We start from the raw sequence: 18,609 nt of genomic DNA on the forward strand, positions 1-18,609 counted from the left end.
ATTAAAATATATGTTTTGAAAGTTTGCCGCATGTCACTTACCACGCTAAATGCGCTATCTCCTCTTGATGGCCGCTACCAATCTAAACTTGATGCTTTACGTCCTTACTTTAGTGAATATGCACTAATTAAACACCGTGCATGGGTAGAAATTGAGTGGCTTAAAGCATTAGCTGGCGCTAAAGAATTAGCAGAAATCGCCCCATTTAGCGCGGAAACAATCAAAGAATTAGATACTGCGATTACAAACTTCAGTGAAGCAGACGCATCACAAGTGAAAGCGATTGAAGCACGCACTAACCATGACGTAAAAGCGCTTGAATACTGGTTAAAAGAAAAGTTTGATAGCAATCCTGAAGTTAAAAAGGCCAGCGAATTTATTCACTTTGCCTGTACCTCAGAAGACATTAACAACTTATCTCACGGCTTGATGCTAAAAACTGCGCGTGACAGCGTGATGTTGCCGTTTTTGAATAATCTAATTGCACGTTTAACTGAATTATCAGAGCAATTGGCTAATCAACCAATGCTATCACGCACCCACGGCCAAACTGCATCACCTACCACCATGGGTAAAGAGTTAGCCAACGTGGTATACCGCTTACAACGTCAGCAAAAACAATTAGCTAGCAATGACATTCTAGGCAAAATTAACGGTGCTGTTGGTAACTTTAATGCGCATTTATCTGCATACCCTGATTTTGACTGGGAAGCCTTTGCAAAGGGTTTTGTCTCTTCATTAGGCCTCACTTACAACCCAATGACCATACAAATTGAGCCACATGATTACATGGCAGAACTATACGACACCATAGCGCGCATCAATACAATTCTGATTGATATCAACCGCGATATTTGGGGCTATATCTCTGTAGGTTACTTCAAACAGAAAGTAAAAGCGGGCGAAATCGGTTCATCGACCATGCCACATAAAGTAAACCCGATTGACTTTGAAAACAGCGAAGGCAACTTAGGTTTAGCCAATGCAGTATTGCGCCATATGGCTGAAAAGCTACCGATTTCTCGCTGGCAGCGTGATTTAACCGACTCTACTGTGTTGCGTAATATGGGCGTGGCTTTCGGTTATACCTTATTGGGCTACGATTCTTGCTTACGTGGCTTAAATAAATTAGAAGTAAACCCTGCGCGTTTAGACGAAGATTTAAACAATAGCTGGGAAGTGTTGGCTGAGCCGATTCAAACAGTAATGCGCCGCTATGGTATCGAAAATCCATATGAACAGCTCAAAGAACTGACACGTGGCAAAGGTGGCATCAATCAAAGCTCATTACATACATTTATTAGCGGCTTATCTATTCCAGAAGAGGCTAAGCAAGCATTACTGGCACTGACACCTGCAACTTACACAGGTAAAGCAGCGGAGCTTGTTAAAACGATTAAGTGAGTTTAAATGCATTTAAAAACCAGTAATGACAAGGCGCCTACCCTTGAATAAGCGCCTTATCATCTACGTGTTTTTTTTGTACGTGACTTTCTTATGTGGGAGCGCGCCCGCATATGCGGATAACAATAGCTACCAAGTAGAAATTGAAGCGCCCTCCCCCTTAGAGTCTCTGCTACAGAATCATCTCGACATCATCAAATGGCGTAAAAATCCGCGGATGTCACCTGGCGAGTGGAAGCGCCTATCCGCAGAAGCGCATCAACAAATCAAAGACTTACTGGCAACAGAAGGTTATTTCTCACCAAGCATCAACCTGCAAGCGACACAAAATAATAGCGAATATGTTGCTAAATTTATGATTGAGCCAGGCAACCCTGCTGTAATAGACAAGGTCGACATCACCTTCACTGGTGACATTACACAACAACCAGCTAAAGCGACACCGAGCCAGCAGCAAATTCGTGATGAATGGCCACTAAAATCTGGCATGACGTTCACTCAGACCGCTTGGTCAGAAGCAAAGCGCAACTTACTGAGCAAGCTACTAGTTAACCGTTACCCAAATGCAACTATCACTGACACCAAGGCAGTCATCGATGCCAATCAACAAACTGCATCATTGCAAATCACAGTAGATAGCGGCAGCACTGTGCATTTTGGTGACATACTCATCGAAGGCCTGCAACGCTATCCTGAAAACATCATCCACAACCTTAACCCGATTAAGCCGAATGAGGTATATAGCCAAGCGCAGTTACTGACTTTTCAAACTCGTTTACAAGAGAGCGGCTATTTCCGCGTGGTAGAAGTGACCTCAGATGCTAAAACAGCCTCTCAAGAAACCAACTTGGCGCCAATTAAAGTAAAAGTCGATGAGAATCAATCGATTAAGCTCAGCACAGGTGTGGGTTACAGTACCAACACTGGCGCACGTACACAGTTGACTGTAGATCACTTGAACTTGTTTAACCGCAATTGGCGGATGACTTCCAGCCTCAGATTAGAAGAAAAACTACAATCCATCTCTGGTGTCATTCGGCTGCCAACAACCGAAAATGGTTATCGTGATAGTGCCAATGCCGCCACCACACGCACAGAGATTGAAGGACAAACGACCACGGTGACACAAGCAGGCGTGAAGCGCGCATGGGGAACACTTAAACGTGAGCAGTATGTTGGGGCCAATATACTGTCCGAACACGTTAAGCTAGATAGCGCAGAATCGTCCGATAATTATGCAGCGACATTAGGCTATGGCATCACATTAAGACGCACCGATAACAATTTGAACCCTACGCGTGGCTATCTGTTTAATGCGCAGTTTAATGGTGCGCCGTTAGCATCACTTTCTAATGGTACTTTCTTGCAAAGCTATTTTAAAACACAGGCCTATTACCCAATTACCAAAAGTACGCAACTCATCGCCCGTGCTGAACTAGGGATGGTCAATGGTAAAAATAGCGCACCTGCAGCTTTTCTATTCCGCGCTGGTGGCGACCAATCGGTACGTGGTTACGGCTTCCAAAGCTTAGGTGTCACCGAAGGCGATGCGATTGTGGGTGGGCGCTATCTTGCTACTGGCAGTATTGAAATCATTCAATGGCTAACCCCTGAGTGGGGAGCCGCCATCTTTACTGACTTTGGTAATGCCGCCAACACCGTTAAAGATTTAAAACCTGTCTATGGATACGGCTTGGGGGCCAGATGGAAAAGCCCTGTCGGCCCGATTGGTGCTGATATTGCCTATGGACAGGAAACAGACGAATATCGCATGCATTTCAATATCGGGGTGATATTCTAATGACACGCTACCTGCAAATCCTAATGGTGAGCATTGCCTTATTGCTATTGCCCGCTGCGCATAGTGAATCAACCATTAGTGTCAGTACCAGCTTAGATACTTTTAGCTATGACCTAGACAGTATTCATCTGAAACTAGAAAAACTCAGCGCACGCTGGCAGCTTTCACCTTTTGGCGAGGGAGATTTACTGGTAGAACAATTAAAAGCAAAACGCCTGACTATTACCGTTAAAAACAGCGACACTGAATCTAAAGAATCGCCATTACCTAAAAGTATCAAACTGCCTTTTCCCATTACTATCGAACAGTCAGAAATTAACGAAGTGATTGTTGTAACAGGGGAAGATAGGCAGACATTTCACAATGTTAAATTAAATTTTGAGGGGAATGCAAAGAAACTCAAACTGAATTTATCTCATGCAAGCACGCCGTGGGGAGAAGCTTCGGCACACATCAATATGAGCGCAACCAAGCCATTTAACCTCACAGGTGATGTTTCACTCAAAAAAACAAATACGGATTACCCTTATGACGTTAAAGCGCAGCTGGGCGGCAATCTCAATATTATCAACATCCATTCGAAATCATGGTTAGCACTACAAGATAGAAAAATAAACCTATTAAAATCAGATACTAAACAAGCTGGCGCACAACTCATTATTGATGCACAGCTTGAGTTGAATAAAAACTATGCAATGCAGGTACATGGTCAGCTTCTGGAACTATCCCCTGCCCGTTTAGGCAATTATCCAGAAGCATTACTCAATGTAGAGGTAAACCTAGACGGTGCACTAAAACCCACATTAAATGCAGCCCTCACCATCACAGCACATGATAGTGTTTGGCAACAACAAGCAGTATCAGGCTTAGTAAAAGCACAATTAAACGGCCAAACTCTGGAACAACTAACGTTTGCAGTGAATATTGCCAATAATCAAATTAAAGGCACAGGCAATATCAATAAAGAAAATATGCACTTAACATGGCAGGCAGATTTACCTGACATGAGTAGGTTTGATCAAACCTACGCTGGACAAATAAGTGCAAACGGTACGATTGACGGTGCCATTGACAACCCATCAGCAACACTCAAACTACTCGCGCAAAAACTCCGCCTGTCTAAAGACTTACAGATTGAGCACTTAACAGGTGATGCCAACATCACAGCTGGTGGAAACGGCACGATTGCCGCAACCATTGACGCACAAAAAATAGAATTCGGGAGCTACGCCCCTATCAATGGGAATATCCGATTAAAAGGCACACAAGCTGACCATACCATCACCATCACCGCAGAAAACAAAGAGAATAAATTACAAAGCACGCTCAAAGGTGGCATTCAACTTAAGCAGTCATCAGCAAAAAAACAATGGCTAGGTGTATTGCAACAACTAGATTACGCAGGAGGCACACCTATCAAGCTTAAAGACGCTGCACCGCTCAGTGTTGACCTTGAGCAGCTATCGCTCAAGCAAGCATTACTCACACTGAAAAATGGTGCTATTAATGTCGAACACATACATATAGGCAACGGCGTATTAGATAGCAAAGGCTCACTAGAGAAGATAACCTTAGATGACCTGCCGCCAAACTTATTACAACTACCGAATACGCTGAGCAGTAATGCAGTTTTCTCAGGGAAATGGTTCCTTGAAACTAAAGATACAATCAATGCTCACTTTAGCTTGTGGCGTGATAGCGGAGATATCACTTTTAAAAAGCCAGACGGCACATTGTTACCATTAGAGTTATTAGAAACAAAAGTGGAACTTAACGTTATCAACAATGAGTTAGCAGCTAAGGTCAGTTTAAATGGGAAAAATATTGGCACACTGAATGCTGAAACAGCAACCCGACTTACAAAAGAAGATGCAGGGTTTAGCTTACATAACAATGCACCATTTAAGTTAACCAGCCACGCCCAACTCAATACATTGCTCTGGCTCCCCATGCCATCATCCATGTTGGATGCAGACCTTGATGGTCAACTAACACTATCTGCAAACGCAGATGGCACGATTGAGCACCCCAACCTGAGCGGCGCTATTAATGGCGAAAAAATCAGTTTCAACCTGCCCTCAGAAGGCATTCAATTAAACAATGGTACATTTCAAGCACGCTTTGAAAATGACCAGCTACACATTGAGCAAATGGTCTGGCAAGGCGGCTCAGGCAACCTAAGTGCAAACGGCTGGTTACAGCTTAATCAAGGCAAACCAACCATAGACCTTGCTTGGGCAGCAGATCAATTTACAATACTTTCCAGGACAGATCGCCTGCTCACATTAAGTGGCACAGGTAAAACCGTGCTCGCTGACAGCTTACTCAATATTTCAGGTGATTTCACCGTCAACAAGGGTTTGATAGAACTCGCGCAAGAAGATACACCCACGTTAAGTGATGATGTTGTGATTTTAGGACAAGCTATTGTAGAAAAAGATACTTCATTACAAATTCTACTCAATGGTTTGCATATCAAACTAGGCGATGACTTTACCCTACGCGGACGTGGTTTAGACGCACAATTAACAGGCGCATTAACACTGACTGGCCTTACGGAATACAGACCATACACCGAAGGCAGCATCAATGTCGAAAAAGGCACCTTCATGGCTTATGGCCAGATATTAACCATTGAACGCGGTATTTTAAATTTTAATGGCCCGATGGATAACCCAGGTCTAAATATCCGTGCCATGCGCAATAGCAAACCAGTCAATGCAGGTGTTGAAATAACAGGGAGTGCAACCATTCCAGTAGTGAAACTAGTCTCAGACCCCAACGTACCAGAAACGGATAAACTCGCATGGTTAGTGCTGGGTCACGGCACAGAACAAGCTGGGAAGAATGATTTTGCATTACTCTCGCTCGCCGCTGGCGCTCTGTTCTCACAAGGACAATCTGTACCACTACAAAGCCAAATAGCGCGCGCTGCTGGGCTGGACGAGTTTAGTTTCGCTGGCGGCGATGCTGAGAATGCATCACTTACGTTAGGCAAGCGGCTCACCTCACAACTGTATCTCAGTTACGCAAAAAGCATCAGCAGCCTACAAGATGTCGCCAGACTCACCTTCAACATCACACCACGCTGGGCATTACGCGCCGAAGCTGGCAATGAAAGTGCTGTCGATGTGTTATATACTTTCAGCTTCAAGTAATGAAATAAATCTAATGAACGAAATCCTAGTCCTATATTATTCTCAAGGTGGCGCAGTACGTGAAATGGCGCAGTTGATTGCCCGCGGCGTGCAAAGCGTAGATGGCATTAAAGCGCGTATTCGCACTGTCCCTAAAGTATCAACCAATTGCGAAGCCACAGAATCTGACATCCCTAGCACAGGTGACCCATACGTTGAATTGCAGGATTTAGAAGAATGTATAGGCTTGGCATTAGGCAGCCCTACCCGCTTCGGTAACATGGCGGCACCGATGAAATATTTTCTTGATGGTACTACTGCACTTTGGTTAAAAGGTGCACTGGCTGGCAAAGCCGCCGCTGTGTTTACCTCGACGGGCTCGATGCATGGTGGTAACGAAACCACGCTTATCACCATGATGCTGCCGTTAATGCACCACGGCATGATCATGGTCGGCTTACCGTATTCAGAGCCTGCACTATCAGCCACCACCTCTGGCGGCACACCTTATGGTGCAAGCCATGTTGGCGGTGCCATGGATGACAAACCCATCAGCGATGATGAAAAGAAACTGTGTCTCGCACTAGGTAAACGCCTCGCTGAGTCTGCGTTAAAGTTATCAAGAAAACTTTAAAAAATGGCCAATTTACACCTAGATGCCAGGCAATTTCTAAGAAGCACTCGCACCGCTATACTATCAACCCATTCGACAAAATTTGAAGGCTATCCATTTGGCTCGGTCGCCCCGTTTGTATTAGATCACCAATGCCAACCAATCATATTGATTAGCAACATTGCAGAACACACCAAAAACATCGCTGCCAACCCAAAAGTATCACTGCTAGTGTTTGCAGGGGCTGAAGACTTACAAGCGAATGCAAGGCTCACGCTACTAGGTAGCGCCAATGCAATCAATAAAAACGAAGATGCTAACTTGAGAGAGCGGTATTTACGTTACCTACCACAAGCGAGCGGCTATTTTGATATGCATGATTTTGCTTTTTATCGTATAAAAATTGAAACAGCGCGCTATATTGCTGGTTTTGGCAAAATGGGCTGGCTATCGGGTGATGATTTAATCAATGACATCCCTACAGATGCATTACTAGCCAATCAGGAAGCACAAATTATTGCGCATATGAATACAGACCATGCCGATAGCTTAATCCGTTATTGTCAGCACGTGCACGGTGTCCAGGCTACGCATGCAAGCATGCTAGGAATCGATTGCGACGGCTTCGATGTGCATGCCACCGTTGGCGACAAAACAACTATTTTTCGCTTTAACTTTGAAACAAAAATCCATGATGCTCAATCGGCAAGAGCTGCATTGGTAAGCCTCTCAAAATCAGTCAACCTTTAAACAAAACGTGAATAAAATCAACATGCTTAACAAACTTCAGCTGGGTGCTTCGATTAGCCTCATCGCACTTATTTTACTCACGCTCGCATGGGAAACCGTTTTGGCGCCGTTAAAGCCTGGCGGCTCACTGCTCATGCTCAAGGCTTTACCGCTGTTACTGCCTTTGTTTGGTATTTTGCGAGGCAAACGCTACACCTACCAATGGTCGTGTATGTTCATACTATTTTACTTCACAGAAGGTGCAGTTCGCGCTTGGGCTGATACAGGTCTTTCTGCCAAACTTGCGTTACTAGAGGTCATCCTTACAATCTTATTCTTTACATGTACAATTTTTTACGCACGACTAACACGTCAACCAAAGCAAATCAGCGTAGAAAACGCGTAAACAACCATAAGTTTTTACATCCATACCGCGCCAAACATGCTGTCTTCTACTATAATTTAGTCATTAAAACACTATTAGCAAGTTACGCATGAAAATACTGCTCTCAAACGATGATGGTTACTTCGCACCAGGTTTAAACATACTGGCAGAACATATTGCAAAAATTGCAGATATTACAGTCGTAGCGCCTGAAAGAAACAGAAGTGGCGCAAGCAACTCACTCACACTTGATCGTCCATTAAGCGTAAAAAAAGCATCAAACGGATTTTTTTACGTCAACGGCACACCAACTGACTGTGTGCATATTGCACTAACAGGGCTAATGGATACGATGCCAGACATGGTGATTAGTGGTATTAATGATGGTGCCAACATGGGTGATGATACGATTTACTCAGGCACCGTTGCTGCTGCGATGGAAGGCTATTTACTTGGTATTCCATCAATTGCGGTGTCAATGTCCCAGCACAACTCTACACACTTTGAAACTGCAGCAAGAGTTGCCGTTGAACTTGTTCAGCACTATCAGAAAAATGGATTCAGTGCACCAACCTTACTTAATGTAAATGTGCCCGACATCCCTTATGAAGCACTGCAAGGCCGCACAGTGACACGCCTAGGCAAACGCCATAAAGCAGAACCAGTCGTACAGCTTAAAACGCCGCGCAATGAGACGGTATATTGGGTTGGTGCTGCCGGGCAACCTAATGATGGCGGTTTAGGCACGGATTTTCATGCCATTGCTAATCAACAAGTGTCTATTTCTCCCATTCAAGTTGATCTAACCTGCCATGCACAGCTGAATGATATAAAACAATGGTTATCTAGCTAACAACACTGGAAATAACATCTTGGCACTCATTAGATCATCACAAGCTGGTATTGGCATGACATCACAACGTACGCGTGATCGCATGCTAAATCGACTGCGTGAACAAGGCATTAAAGATGAAGTGGTACTCTCTGCGATTGGCAGTATTCCTCGTCATATATTTGTAGACGAAGCACTCTCCATCCGCGCTTATGAAGACGTATCGTTGCCAATTGGGTTTGGTCAGACTATATCCCAACCTTATATTGTCGCCCGCATGTCTGAACTGCTGCGCAATGGTCAATCGATAGAAAAAGCACTGGAAATTGGTACGGGCTGCGGCTACCAAACCGCAGTCTTGTCAAAACTGGCAAAAGAAGTTTACTCTGTAGAACGTATCCGGCCTTTAGTACTAAAAGCGCGCGACCATCTACGCCAATTAAAATGCATCAACGTTAAGCTAGACCACGCTGACGGCAACATGGGACTTGCTCAGTTAGCACCATTTGATGCCATTATTGTGACAGCAGCAGCAAGCCATATCCCGCAAGAGTTATTAACACAGCTAGCGATTGGCGGCCGCTTGGTCATTCCTGTCGGCACTGATGAGCAAATTTTATATTTGGTAGAGCGCGTCTCCACAAATGATTACCATCAAACTCAATTAGAGCCTGTAAAATTTGTTCCATTACTCGGTGGTACCAGTTCACAATGAATGTAATACGCTGTTTTATCATCCTATTTATTTCATCACTTACCTTCGCATGTAGCACTACCCCAGCACCTGTGATTGACCGAATGCCACATGGTAAATCAAACAAATCACAAACCGCACCTGTTGTGCACAAAGCCGGCACTGACTGGCGACCAGCAACCTATATCGTCAAAAAAGGCGATACGCTTTATAGCATTGGGCTAGAGCATGGTTACGATTACAAAGAAATCGCACAAGCCAATAACATTAGTGCGCCCTACATCATTAAAATCGGTCAAACACTTAAGTTCTCCACGCTCAATGAAACACCAACTAATGCAGACGCTAGCCCAGCACAAGATAATAGCAATGGCGTAGTGACCTATGCGATTGGTAACGACAGCCCGCAAGAATCCAGCGTAAGTTCACCAGCAACGCCACCTGTAGCAGTTGCAATTAATGAACCTAAGGCACTGCGCGAACCTTACAGTGATGAAGCTTACAAACAACCATTGCCAACCGCAAAAACAATCACAGCCACACCATCTTCAACAAGTAATGTAGCGAAGAAACCAGTCGCAGAGAAAACAACCATCGAACCAAAACCTGAAGTTAAAACAGCGGAGCCAAAAGTAGAGTCGAAACCTAAACTCGAACCTAACGGCCAATTAAGCTGGGCTTGGCCAACCAAAGGTAAAGTAGTTGCCAACTTTAACGATGCCGGCAACAAAGGTATCGATATCTCAGGAAAAATGGGACAAGCAATTCATGCGGCAGCAACAGGGAAAGTCATCTATAGCGGCTCTGACTTACGTGGCTATGGAAAATTAGTCATCATCAAACACAGCGCAACATATTTATCTGTGTATGCTAACAACAGCCTGATTTTAGTCAAAGAAGGCCAGCAAGTGAGTAGCGGTCAAAAAATTGCAGAGATGGGTGATACTGACAGCAATGCGGTAAAACTACACTTTGAAATCAGGCAACAAGGTAAATCTGTAGACCCAATGAAATTTCTCAGTGCGGATTAAGTCAATACCTAAGGAGTAGCATATGGCAAATATTGAACCCAACAAATATTTGAAAAATAAAGACATTAAGCCGGAAAGTAAAGCTAGCGTGCTTGTTGCAACCATACGAATGGGGCTGATGATTGTAGGTATTGTGGGCATTGCCTTAGAGTTGTTTCGTGAAGAGGGCTTGCTTTCAAAAGCAATGAGCAGCCTGTTTGAATCAACCAGCAGTATGCTCATGATTCCAGTCATCATTTTTGCATTATGGTTAATCAACAGATGGATCAGCACGCCCAATAAATCAGAAACCAAAAAAAGTGGTGACTTACCAATGTATGTGATGATGGCGATTGGTGTTTTCTTCTTAATCAGATTTTACATGACAGGCTCTTTTTAGCCCAATAGCAGTCAATCTTCCATCACCATGGATAGCCTATCTGATTACGTTTGTTTATCTTACATGCAATAAAAAAGCGGCTTTAAGCCGCTTTTTTATTGCTACTGATGATAGTAACTTATCAGTATTAGTTAGCCGCTTTCGCTTGCTCTTTATAGTACTCACGCACAGGTGTCATATCAAAATCACGCGCCCATTTGATAATTTCATCAAACGCAGGGGCGCCAATTTCACCCACTTGCGCATGGATACCAGCTTGCTCACGAATCACTAAAATGCCTGGAATTTGCGTTACTTCAAAATACTCGCCAATTTCAGGGTCAGCTTCAGTATTGACCATACCAAATACGATATCTGGGTTCTTCGCTGCCGCAGCTTCAAAAGTAGGCGTAAAAGCAACACATGGATCACACCATTGAGCCCAAAAATCAACAATCACAAAAGGATTATTTTCTATCGTTTCTTTAAAATTAGCTTTGGTAAGTGCGATAACTGCCATAATTTTGCCTTTAATTGAATAAGGTAACACCTAAAGATAGCAGTTTATCAGAAGCCATATATTTCGTTAAGTTTTACATTAGCAATACAGTTATTCACTTAACGCTTTAACTGGGTTACCCCATGCCGCATCAAAAAACAACTCAGACAAAGGCTTTCTTACACGATCAGCGGTCTCGCGCGTCAAGGTATCGCCTTCTAAAGTCGCAATATCAGCTGGATAACCAACAGCCACCATGGCCATCAATGTGTACTGCTCCGGAATATTAAACTCTTTACGTGTTTTATCCGCATCAAACCCACCCATCTGGTGCGCCATCAGACCCATGCTTGACGCTTGCAAACATAAGTTCTCTGCAGCCGCACCTGTATCATATTGTGCCCAACGATTTGGCTTCTGGTTGTGTGCAAACAAAGTGTCTGCGCAAATCAACAATAACAATGGTGAGTTTTTTACCCAATCCTGATTACCAGGGACAAGACAATCAAACGCCAGTTGCCAGCTGGCTGCATCTGAACCTTTATTCCACACCACAAAACGCCAAGGTTGATCACCAAAACATGATGGCGCCCATCTTGCAGCCTCAATTAATGTCACTACTTGCTCATGGGTAACGCCTTTAGCTGCGTCATAGGCGCGGCCACTCCATCGATTTGCGAGTGTGGTATCAATCGGTAGTTGGGTAATAGCGGGTTTATGCATGGTTATTTAAGCCTCAATAAATGGGTAATCAGTATAGCCTTTCTCAGCGCCGCCATAGAATGATGATGAATCTGCCTCATTTAATGGCGCATCTGTTCTAAAACGTTCAACTAAGTCAGGATTAGCGATGAATGGTACACCATAAGCCACAACATCTGCATGACCACTTGCAACAACTGCATTACCGCGTGCTTTATCATAAGCTAAATTAGCCATATAAGCGCCTTTGAACAGCTTACGTAGCACGTCAAAGTCAAATGGATCTGCAAGCCCGCCACCATGAATACCACCTTCTACCACGTGCAAGTAAGCGAGATTAAACTGATTCAACGATTCAGTCACATAGTTAAACAATGCTTGCGGATTGCTATCTTGCATATCATTGAAAGGATTCACAGGGGAAATACGCACGCCCACCTTATCAGCGCCAGCAACATCCACTACTGCTTTTGTTACCTCTAACAAGAACCGTGTCCGGTTCTCAAAGCTACCACCATACTGATCCGTACGTTTATTAGTGCCATCGCGTAAGAACTGGTCAAGTAAATAACCATTAGCCGCGTGAATCTCCACACCATCAAACCCAGCCGCAAGTGCAGCTTTGGTCGCATGCACATAATCAGCAACAATGTCTGACAATTCACTGACATCCAATGCACGAGGTGTCACATAGTCCACTAATCCTTGATAGGTAAAAGCCTGACCAGCTGGTTTAATCGCAGATGGCGCTACCGGCAACGCACCTTCAGGCAATAGTGTTGGATGAGAAATACGACCTACATGCCATAATTGGATGACGATTTTTCCACCTTTAGCATGTACCGCATCAGTGATTTTCTTCCAGCCCGCGACTTGAGCATCGGTATAAATACCAGGCAATGCTGGATAACCATGCGCCATTGCCGAGATTGGCGTTGCTTCAGTCACAATAAGCCCGGCACTTGCGCGTTGCTCATAATAGGTAACGTTCAAAGAGTGGGGCACACCGTGCTCACCCGCCCTATTGCGTGTTAGCGGCGCCATTACAATACGGTTACTCAATTGTATACTTCCCAGCGTTGCTGGGCTAAATAAGTCTAATGCCATTTGTTACTCCTAAATATACGCTGTTTAGTACTTTATTTTTTTGGCTTCTCAGCTGAAGGTTTCACCGCTTCAATCAATAGCGTGATTTCTACATCGTCACCCACAGGCGCATTAGGTTTTGTACCCCAACCAAAGCCATAATCTGACGCTTTTAAAGAAGTTTTAGCTTCAAAACCACTGCGCTCACCGCCCCATGGATCATTACCAAAGCCTAACACTTTAAACGGTAATGCGATTTCTTTAGTCACGCCATTCATCGTAAACTTGCCTGTCATCACACCTTCTGTGGCATTTTTTGCTTCAATTTTTGTGCTAACAAAACGCATCTCTGCAAACTGGCCTGCATTCAAGTAATCTTTTTCTTTGATGTGTGCGTCACGCTTAGCCAGCCCACTGTTGACACTAAGTACATTAATCTTTGCATCAACTGAGGAGTTAGCTAAATTATCTCTATCAATAGAGATACTGCCTGTAATTTCATTAAAAGTACCAGAAGCTTTTGCTACAACATGACGAACACTCCAGTTGGCAAAACTATGTGCAGCATCGATATTGTAAGCAACAGGTGCTGCAACCGCTGTGTTCATGCCTGAAAATAGTGTGCCCAACAATAATGCTGTCGTTTTTAAATGTGTGTATTTCATACGGTATCCTTTTTATAATCTTAGTATTTTTTAATCTTTAGTATTTGTGTCGCACTTTTGAGTAAAGTGAAACTGTTACTTTGGAAAACACAGAAGAAGTGTCTCCTTAACCATGAGAGAGTACTTTGCCGTGAAACTGTTTCTGGTTCGGATGCATACTCTCATCTATAGCGAAGCATGATATTGGTCAAACATAATGGCATAAAGTTGCATCTTCATAATGCAATCACATCATGACACCTACATGAACTCAGTGGCATGAAACCTAGTGACAACCAAACATCATCATTCAAGTTAATTGAATAATTAAGAGCATGTTATTACTAATGAGAATATACTAATAGCAAATAATTTTGCATGGTTTATTCAAAAAAATTGACTAAGATTTACCAACCCCTATGTCGATAAAACTTTCTTTAGAATCACTTGAAGTTTTAGATGCTATCGCCCGTAAAGGCAGCTTTGCCGCAGCGGCAGAGTCATTATTTCGCGTGCCGTCTGCAGTCACTTACACAGTAAGAAAGCTTGAGGAAGACTTAAATGTCAAACTGTTTAACCGTAGCGGTCACCGTGCAGAGCTTACTTTAGCCGGGGCAGAACTACTTAAAGAAGGTCGCAACCTGCTTAATGCTGCCAGTGAACTGGAGTCACGAGTTAAACGCGTTGCAAAAGGCGTAGAAACTGAACTCACCATCGCCGTTAGCGATTTATTTGATATCACAAGTGTCTACCCCATCTTAGAAAAATTCTATGCCCAGCATTTCGGCACCAGAATAAGACTATCACAAGAAGTATATGGCGGCAGTTGGGATGCACTCATCAGCGGACGTGCAGATATCGCCTTAGGCGCTCCCGGCGACGCACCGCCGAACGCAGGGTTTATGACAAAACCAATTGGCTCACTGATGTTTAGCTATGCCGTGGCGCCACATCACCCGCTTGCAAAGTTAGCAGAGCCATTGCAAAATCAAGATATTATCCAGTACCGCTCAGTCTCAGCTGCGGATAGCTCACGCAACTTGCCGCCACGCACTTCAGGCATTTTAACTGGGCAAGATATGCTATCTGTGCCTAATATGCGTTTAAAATTACAAGCACAAATTGCGGGTCTGGGTGCGGGATACATCCCACATCAGCTAGCAGAGCAATACGCTAGCAAAGGCTTGCTAGTGATTAAACAGGTCGCAGAACCAAAACATGAAGTCACCATTTTCCTGGCTTGGCGTAGTGATGGCGGCAAAGCACAACAATGGCTCATTAAACAACTCCAATTATTGAACATCAATGATATTTTGTTATCACCAGCACAATGAAAGAAATTAGCATGTCACAAGATCAACTTCCAAAGAACTTTTCCACTATCAATAACTACGCTATCAAGGCCATGCAATGGCTAAATGGCTTTGCACACATCATTATCGGGCTTGCACTTGCCACCTCCGTCATCATGTTTACTTGGCTGTTCTTTAAAGATGTCTATGCCGCGGCAACTGCGCATAATCTTGTACATGGTTTCTTACACGCGCTGGGCACACTAATGCTGCTATGGTCAATTTCAGCGCTTATCTCTGCGGAAATACGTTACCTGCAAGGTAGCAAGCTATTGGTAGAAACGTTTGTCGAAGTTGTACTCGTACTGTTCTTACGTAAATTAATTGTGATGCCGGTGCAGGATCTTTCACCAACCACAGAAGAGATTGCAACATGGGTGGGAGGCGCTTTCGTACTAGGTTTAGTTTATGTACTAATTCGCTGGGGTCAAAAGCAAAATGAGTAAGAAAATAAATAATACTAAGCAATTGATTTAATATATAAAAGATTAGACACCCTAACAAAATGACAAGTAACGCTACTAACAGCATGGAGCAAGACCAAGCCTTTATGTCCATCGCGCTAACACTAGCAGAACAGGCCGCCCTCGCAGGTGAGGTGCCGGTTGGTGCGATTGTCGTGAAAGATGGCGAAATTATAGGTCGTGGTAGCAATGCCCCCATCGGCTCACATGACCCTAGTGCGCATGCTGAAATTCAGGCCATGCGTGATGCAGCAAAACAGTTAGGCAACTATCGCTTGGTAGACTGCACGCTTTATGTGACTTTAGAGCCTTGCGCAATGTGTACGGGCGCAATACAACACGCCAGAATTGCCAGACTAGTCTATGGTGCGAATGACCAAAAAACAGGGGCTTGTGGCAGCGTAGTCAACCTCATGGCAGAACAAAAGCTAAACCATCATACGCAGGTAATAAGCGGCATACTCGCTAAGGAATGCGGGATGGTGCTGTCCAATTTTTTTTCTGAGCGTCGTAAACTAGCAAAACTCCAACGCCAATAATTACACCCAATAGTCAAACATGGCTCACATAAAAAAACCCGCCGAAGCGGGTTTTTTAATCTAAACGTATGCACTAACAATCGCGATTAATCGTTACTGCCCATCAAGCCCATTAACAACTGCAACAAGCTAGTAAATAGGTTATAGATGCTTAAATAAAGACCTAGCGTCGCCATCACGTAATTGGTTTCACCACCGTTTACGATACGGCTAACATCATACAAAATAAAGCCAGAGAACAAGATGACACCAACAGCTGACAACGCAAGTGCCATGGCTGGGATTTGTAAAAAGATATTAGCCAAAGAAGCAACGATTAGCAAAATAATACCAACCATTAAGAACTTGCCCATGAAGCTAAAGTCTTTTTTGGTGGTGGTTGCAATACCAGCCAATGTCATCAGAATAATACCTGTACCGCCAGCCGCTAAACCAACGATTTGCGCACCGTTACTCAGGTTAAGTGCATGTTGCAGAATTGGGCCAAGTAACATACCCATTAAGAATGTTAGGCCTAATAAAAGCACTACACCGAAACTGCTGTTACGGTTAGCAGAAATGGCTGCAAATAGACCATACATGACGGCCATTGCACCAATTGCAAAAATAAATGGATGTTGCTGTGCAATCGCAAAATTCATGCTCATGCCGATAAAAGCACCAATCACTGTTGGAATCATTGTCAAACCCAACAGCGCGTATGTATTACGCAAGACTCGATTCGTCGCTAATTCAGCCGACTCTGAACGACCTAATACTGGGGTGTTGTCTAACATTGTTTATTTCCTTTATATTAAAAATACAACTAACACTAAGATACCGATTAAGGCCATAAGTTTCAAGTAAAATTTATAATTGAAACAGTCTAAAATGGGATACGCAACGCAGAAAATATATAAGCAGTTAGAAGCAAAACCGCCCATACTAAAATCGTCATTGGAATACTTTTCTCATCGTCACCATTAGTATAAAAAAAGTGACCGTACAATGTAGTAAATTTAGTCATCCCCATTATAAAACCTGCTATCGCCGGTAATAATATGCTAACCAGTAGTAGGTAACTAGCTGATATACCATAAAGCCAACGAAAAGGGTTTAACAAAGGGCTCCTTACGCTACCAGATATCAATGAGACTATAACAACAATGCCGAAATTAAACGCAATAGGAGCCAATATAGCAGTCCCCAGCCTATCCAGAAGACTCGGCTCTTCATCTTGCTCTAATTGCTTAGTTTTGTTCTGCATCACTTAACTCTAATAGCTTCTCAATCTAACTATTAATTAGGAAAACAGCTCACCCTCAACTATTCCAACCTGCGCCACTTGATGCACTGCATCTACAAACGCTGCACTCTCATGCAATGCATCCATCGTTAACGGGTGCTTATGCCCATGCATACGCGCTAATCGGCTCAAGCTTTGTGCAGAGATAGTCCAACTTAGATTGTCCAGCAGTTCATCTGCCATAGTTGGCTGATTGCATAACAGCACCATATCACACCCTGCATTAAGCGCTTCTAGCGCACGGGTGGTGACATCACCGCCTGCCGTTGCTGCTTCCATGCTTAAATCGTCGCTAAAAATCACGCCATTGAAGCCTAAGCGCTCACGCAATACTTTTTGTAACCAGCGTGGTGAAAAACCAGCAGGCTTATTATCAACTTTGGCGTAAATCACATGGGCGGGCATAATGGCCTGTATGCCATCATCAATCAGCATTCTAAAAGGCTGCATATCATGCTGTGCAATCTGGTCAAACTCACGCTCATCCACTGGCATACTCACATGCGAATCTGCCACCACAAACCCATGCCCAGGAAAGTGCTTACCTACGGCTGCCATGCCGCCTTTCTTTAAGCCTTGCATCAGCGCATAAGCTAAATCACTAATCGCTTGTGAATTTAAATGAAATGCACGGTCGCCTATCACCAAGCTATCGCCATAATCCATATCCAGCACTGGTGTGAAACTAAAATCTACGCCGTGGGCACGTAGCTCTGCGGCTAAAATCCAACCGGCTTCTGTGGCTAGCTCTTTGGCTTTTTTAGGATTTTTATCCCAAATTTTGCCAAATTCACGCATGGGAGGAATTTTAGTGAAACCATCTCTAAAGCGCTGTACGCGCCCGCCTTCATGATCAACTGCAATCAACAACGGCGGTTGGCGTACCGCATGAATACTTGCAGTAAGCGCTTTAAGCTGCGCATTATTTTCATAATTACGCTTAAATAGAATCACGCCACCGACTAGGGGGTGCTTTAAACGTCGTATGTCATCATCGGTTAATTCCGTGCCGACAACATCTAACATGACTGGACCTAAACTCATGCAATCTCTT

The 18,609-nt window shown here is 43.8% G+C and carries 20 protein-coding genes; 13 read left to right on the forward strand and 7 right to left on the reverse strand.

The window, feature by feature from the left end:
- The first annotated feature begins 30 nt into the window (after positions 1 to 30).
- The 10 genes from purB (at position 31) to FG24_RS00500 (ending at position 11,005) form a co-directional block, all read left to right on the forward strand.
- Positions 31 to 1,404, forward strand: coding sequence for an adenylosuccinate lyase (gene purB / locus FG24_RS00455; RefSeq protein ID WP_036299863.1), 1,374 nt, complete (start codon positions 31 to 33; stop codon positions 1,402 to 1,404).
- 43 nt (positions 1,405 to 1,447) lie between these two features.
- The gene (locus tag FG24_RS00460; RefSeq protein ID WP_036299865.1) at positions 1,448 to 3,205 is read left to right on the forward strand and encodes an autotransporter assembly complex protein TamA; all 1,758 of its coding nucleotides are present in this window, start codon (positions 1,448 to 1,450) and stop codon (positions 3,203 to 3,205) included.
- Complete coding sequence (locus tag FG24_RS00465; RefSeq protein ID WP_036299867.1) at positions 3,205 to 6,363, forward strand: translocation/assembly module TamB domain-containing protein; 3,159 nt, start codon at positions 3,205 to 3,207, stop codon at positions 6,361 to 6,363. The genes FG24_RS00460 and FG24_RS00465 overlap by 1 nt, the downstream gene beginning before the upstream one ends.
- A gap of 13 nt (positions 6,364 to 6,376) precedes the next feature.
- Positions 6,377 to 6,976 (forward strand): NAD(P)H:quinone oxidoreductase, encoded by a 600-nt coding sequence (gene wrbA, locus FG24_RS00470; RefSeq protein WP_036299869.1) that lies wholly within the window; start codon positions 6,377 to 6,379, stop codon positions 6,974 to 6,976.
- A gap of 3 nt (positions 6,977 to 6,979) precedes the next feature.
- Positions 6,980 to 7,705: a HugZ family protein gene (locus FG24_RS00475; protein WP_036299871.1), complete on the forward strand. Its 726-nt coding sequence runs from the start codon at positions 6,980 to 6,982 to the stop codon at positions 7,703 to 7,705.
- Between the two features lie 22 nt (positions 7,706 to 7,727).
- Positions 7,728 to 8,090 carry a DUF2069 domain-containing protein gene (locus FG24_RS00480; RefSeq protein WP_036303769.1) on the forward strand — a complete coding sequence of 121 codons (363 nt, stop codon included), beginning with the start codon at positions 7,728 to 7,730 and terminating at the stop codon, positions 8,088 to 8,090.
- 88 nt (positions 8,091 to 8,178) lie between these two features.
- A complete protein-coding gene (surE, locus tag FG24_RS00485) occupies positions 8,179 to 8,922 on the forward strand; it encodes a 5'/3'-nucleotidase SurE (RefSeq protein ID WP_036299872.1) in 744 nt (247 codons plus the stop codon).
- A gap of 55 nt (positions 8,923 to 8,977) precedes the next feature.
- Positions 8,978 to 9,616, forward strand: coding sequence for a protein-L-isoaspartate(D-aspartate) O-methyltransferase (locus tag FG24_RS00490; RefSeq protein ID WP_036303770.1), 639 nt, complete (start codon positions 8,978 to 8,980; stop codon positions 9,614 to 9,616).
- Positions 9,613 to 10,626: a peptidoglycan DD-metalloendopeptidase family protein gene (locus FG24_RS00495; protein WP_036299874.1), complete on the forward strand. Its 1,014-nt coding sequence runs from the start codon at positions 9,613 to 9,615 to the stop codon at positions 10,624 to 10,626. The genes FG24_RS00490 and FG24_RS00495 overlap by 4 nt, the downstream gene beginning before the upstream one ends.
- Positions 10,627 to 10,648: 22 nt before the next feature.
- Positions 10,649 to 11,005 carry a hypothetical protein gene (locus FG24_RS00500; RefSeq protein WP_036299875.1) on the forward strand — a complete coding sequence of 119 codons (357 nt, stop codon included), beginning with the start codon at positions 10,649 to 10,651 and terminating at the stop codon, positions 11,003 to 11,005.
- A 127-nt stretch (positions 11,006 to 11,132) separates the two neighbouring features.
- Here the strand turns inward: FG24_RS00500 and FG24_RS00505 are convergent, their stop codons facing one another.
- The 4 genes from FG24_RS00505 to FG24_RS00520 all read right to left on the reverse strand — a co-directional run bounded on the left by FG24_RS00505 (position 11,133) and on the right by FG24_RS00520 (position 13,936).
- Entirely contained in the window at positions 11,133 to 11,504 is a 372-nt protein-coding gene (locus tag FG24_RS00505; protein WP_036299876.1) for a thioredoxin family protein, read from the reverse strand.
- A 90-nt stretch (positions 11,505 to 11,594) separates the two neighbouring features.
- Positions 11,595 to 12,206, reverse strand: coding sequence for a nitroreductase family protein (locus FG24_RS00510; RefSeq protein WP_036299878.1), 612 nt, complete (start codon positions 12,204 to 12,206; stop codon positions 11,595 to 11,597).
- A 6-nt stretch (positions 12,207 to 12,212) separates the two neighbouring features.
- Positions 12,213 to 13,292 (reverse strand): alkene reductase, encoded by a 1,080-nt coding sequence (locus FG24_RS00515; protein ID WP_036299880.1) that lies wholly within the window; start codon positions 13,290 to 13,292, stop codon positions 12,213 to 12,215.
- A gap of 32 nt (positions 13,293 to 13,324) precedes the next feature.
- Entirely contained in the window at positions 13,325 to 13,936 is a 612-nt protein-coding gene (locus FG24_RS00520; protein WP_036299881.1) for a YceI family protein, read from the reverse strand.
- A gap of 398 nt (positions 13,937 to 14,334) precedes the next feature.
- Between FG24_RS00520 and FG24_RS00525 the strand changes: the two genes are divergently transcribed.
- The 3 genes from FG24_RS00525 to tadA are packed head-to-tail and all read left to right on the forward strand — an operon-like array spanning position 14,335 to position 16,270.
- On the forward strand, positions 14,335 to 15,249 hold the full coding sequence (locus FG24_RS00525; RefSeq protein WP_036299883.1) for a LysR family transcriptional regulator: 915 nt from the start codon (positions 14,335 to 14,337) through the stop codon (positions 15,247 to 15,249).
- A gap of 11 nt (positions 15,250 to 15,260) precedes the next feature.
- Complete coding sequence (locus FG24_RS00530) at positions 15,261 to 15,713, forward strand: phosphate-starvation-inducible PsiE family protein (RefSeq protein ID WP_036303772.1); 453 nt, start codon at positions 15,261 to 15,263, stop codon at positions 15,711 to 15,713.
- 59 nt (positions 15,714 to 15,772) lie between these two features.
- Positions 15,773 to 16,270, forward strand: coding sequence for a tRNA adenosine(34) deaminase TadA (gene tadA, locus FG24_RS00535; protein WP_036299886.1), 498 nt, complete (start codon positions 15,773 to 15,775; stop codon positions 16,268 to 16,270).
- Between the two features lie 86 nt (positions 16,271 to 16,356).
- On the opposite strand, the gene FG24_RS00540 is transcribed toward tadA, so the two are convergent.
- The 3 genes from FG24_RS00540 to nagZ form a co-directional block, all read right to left on the reverse strand.
- Entirely contained in the window at positions 16,357 to 17,046 is a 690-nt protein-coding gene (locus FG24_RS00540) for a Bax inhibitor-1/YccA family protein (RefSeq protein ID WP_036299888.1), read from the reverse strand.
- An 89-nt stretch (positions 17,047 to 17,135) separates the two neighbouring features.
- Positions 17,136 to 17,516 (reverse strand): hypothetical protein, encoded by a 381-nt coding sequence (locus FG24_RS00545; RefSeq protein WP_036299889.1) that lies wholly within the window; start codon positions 17,514 to 17,516, stop codon positions 17,136 to 17,138.
- Positions 17,517 to 17,552: 36 nt separating this feature from the next.
- Positions 17,553 to 18,599 (reverse strand): beta-N-acetylhexosaminidase, encoded by a 1,047-nt coding sequence (nagZ, locus tag FG24_RS00550; RefSeq protein WP_036303773.1) that lies wholly within the window; start codon positions 18,597 to 18,599, stop codon positions 17,553 to 17,555.
- Between the last annotated feature and the right edge of the window lie 10 nt (positions 18,600 to 18,609).

The organism is Methylotenera sp. L2L1 (assembly GCF_000744605.1).
Lineage (GTDB): Bacteria > Pseudomonadota > Gammaproteobacteria > Burkholderiales > Methylophilaceae > Methylotenera.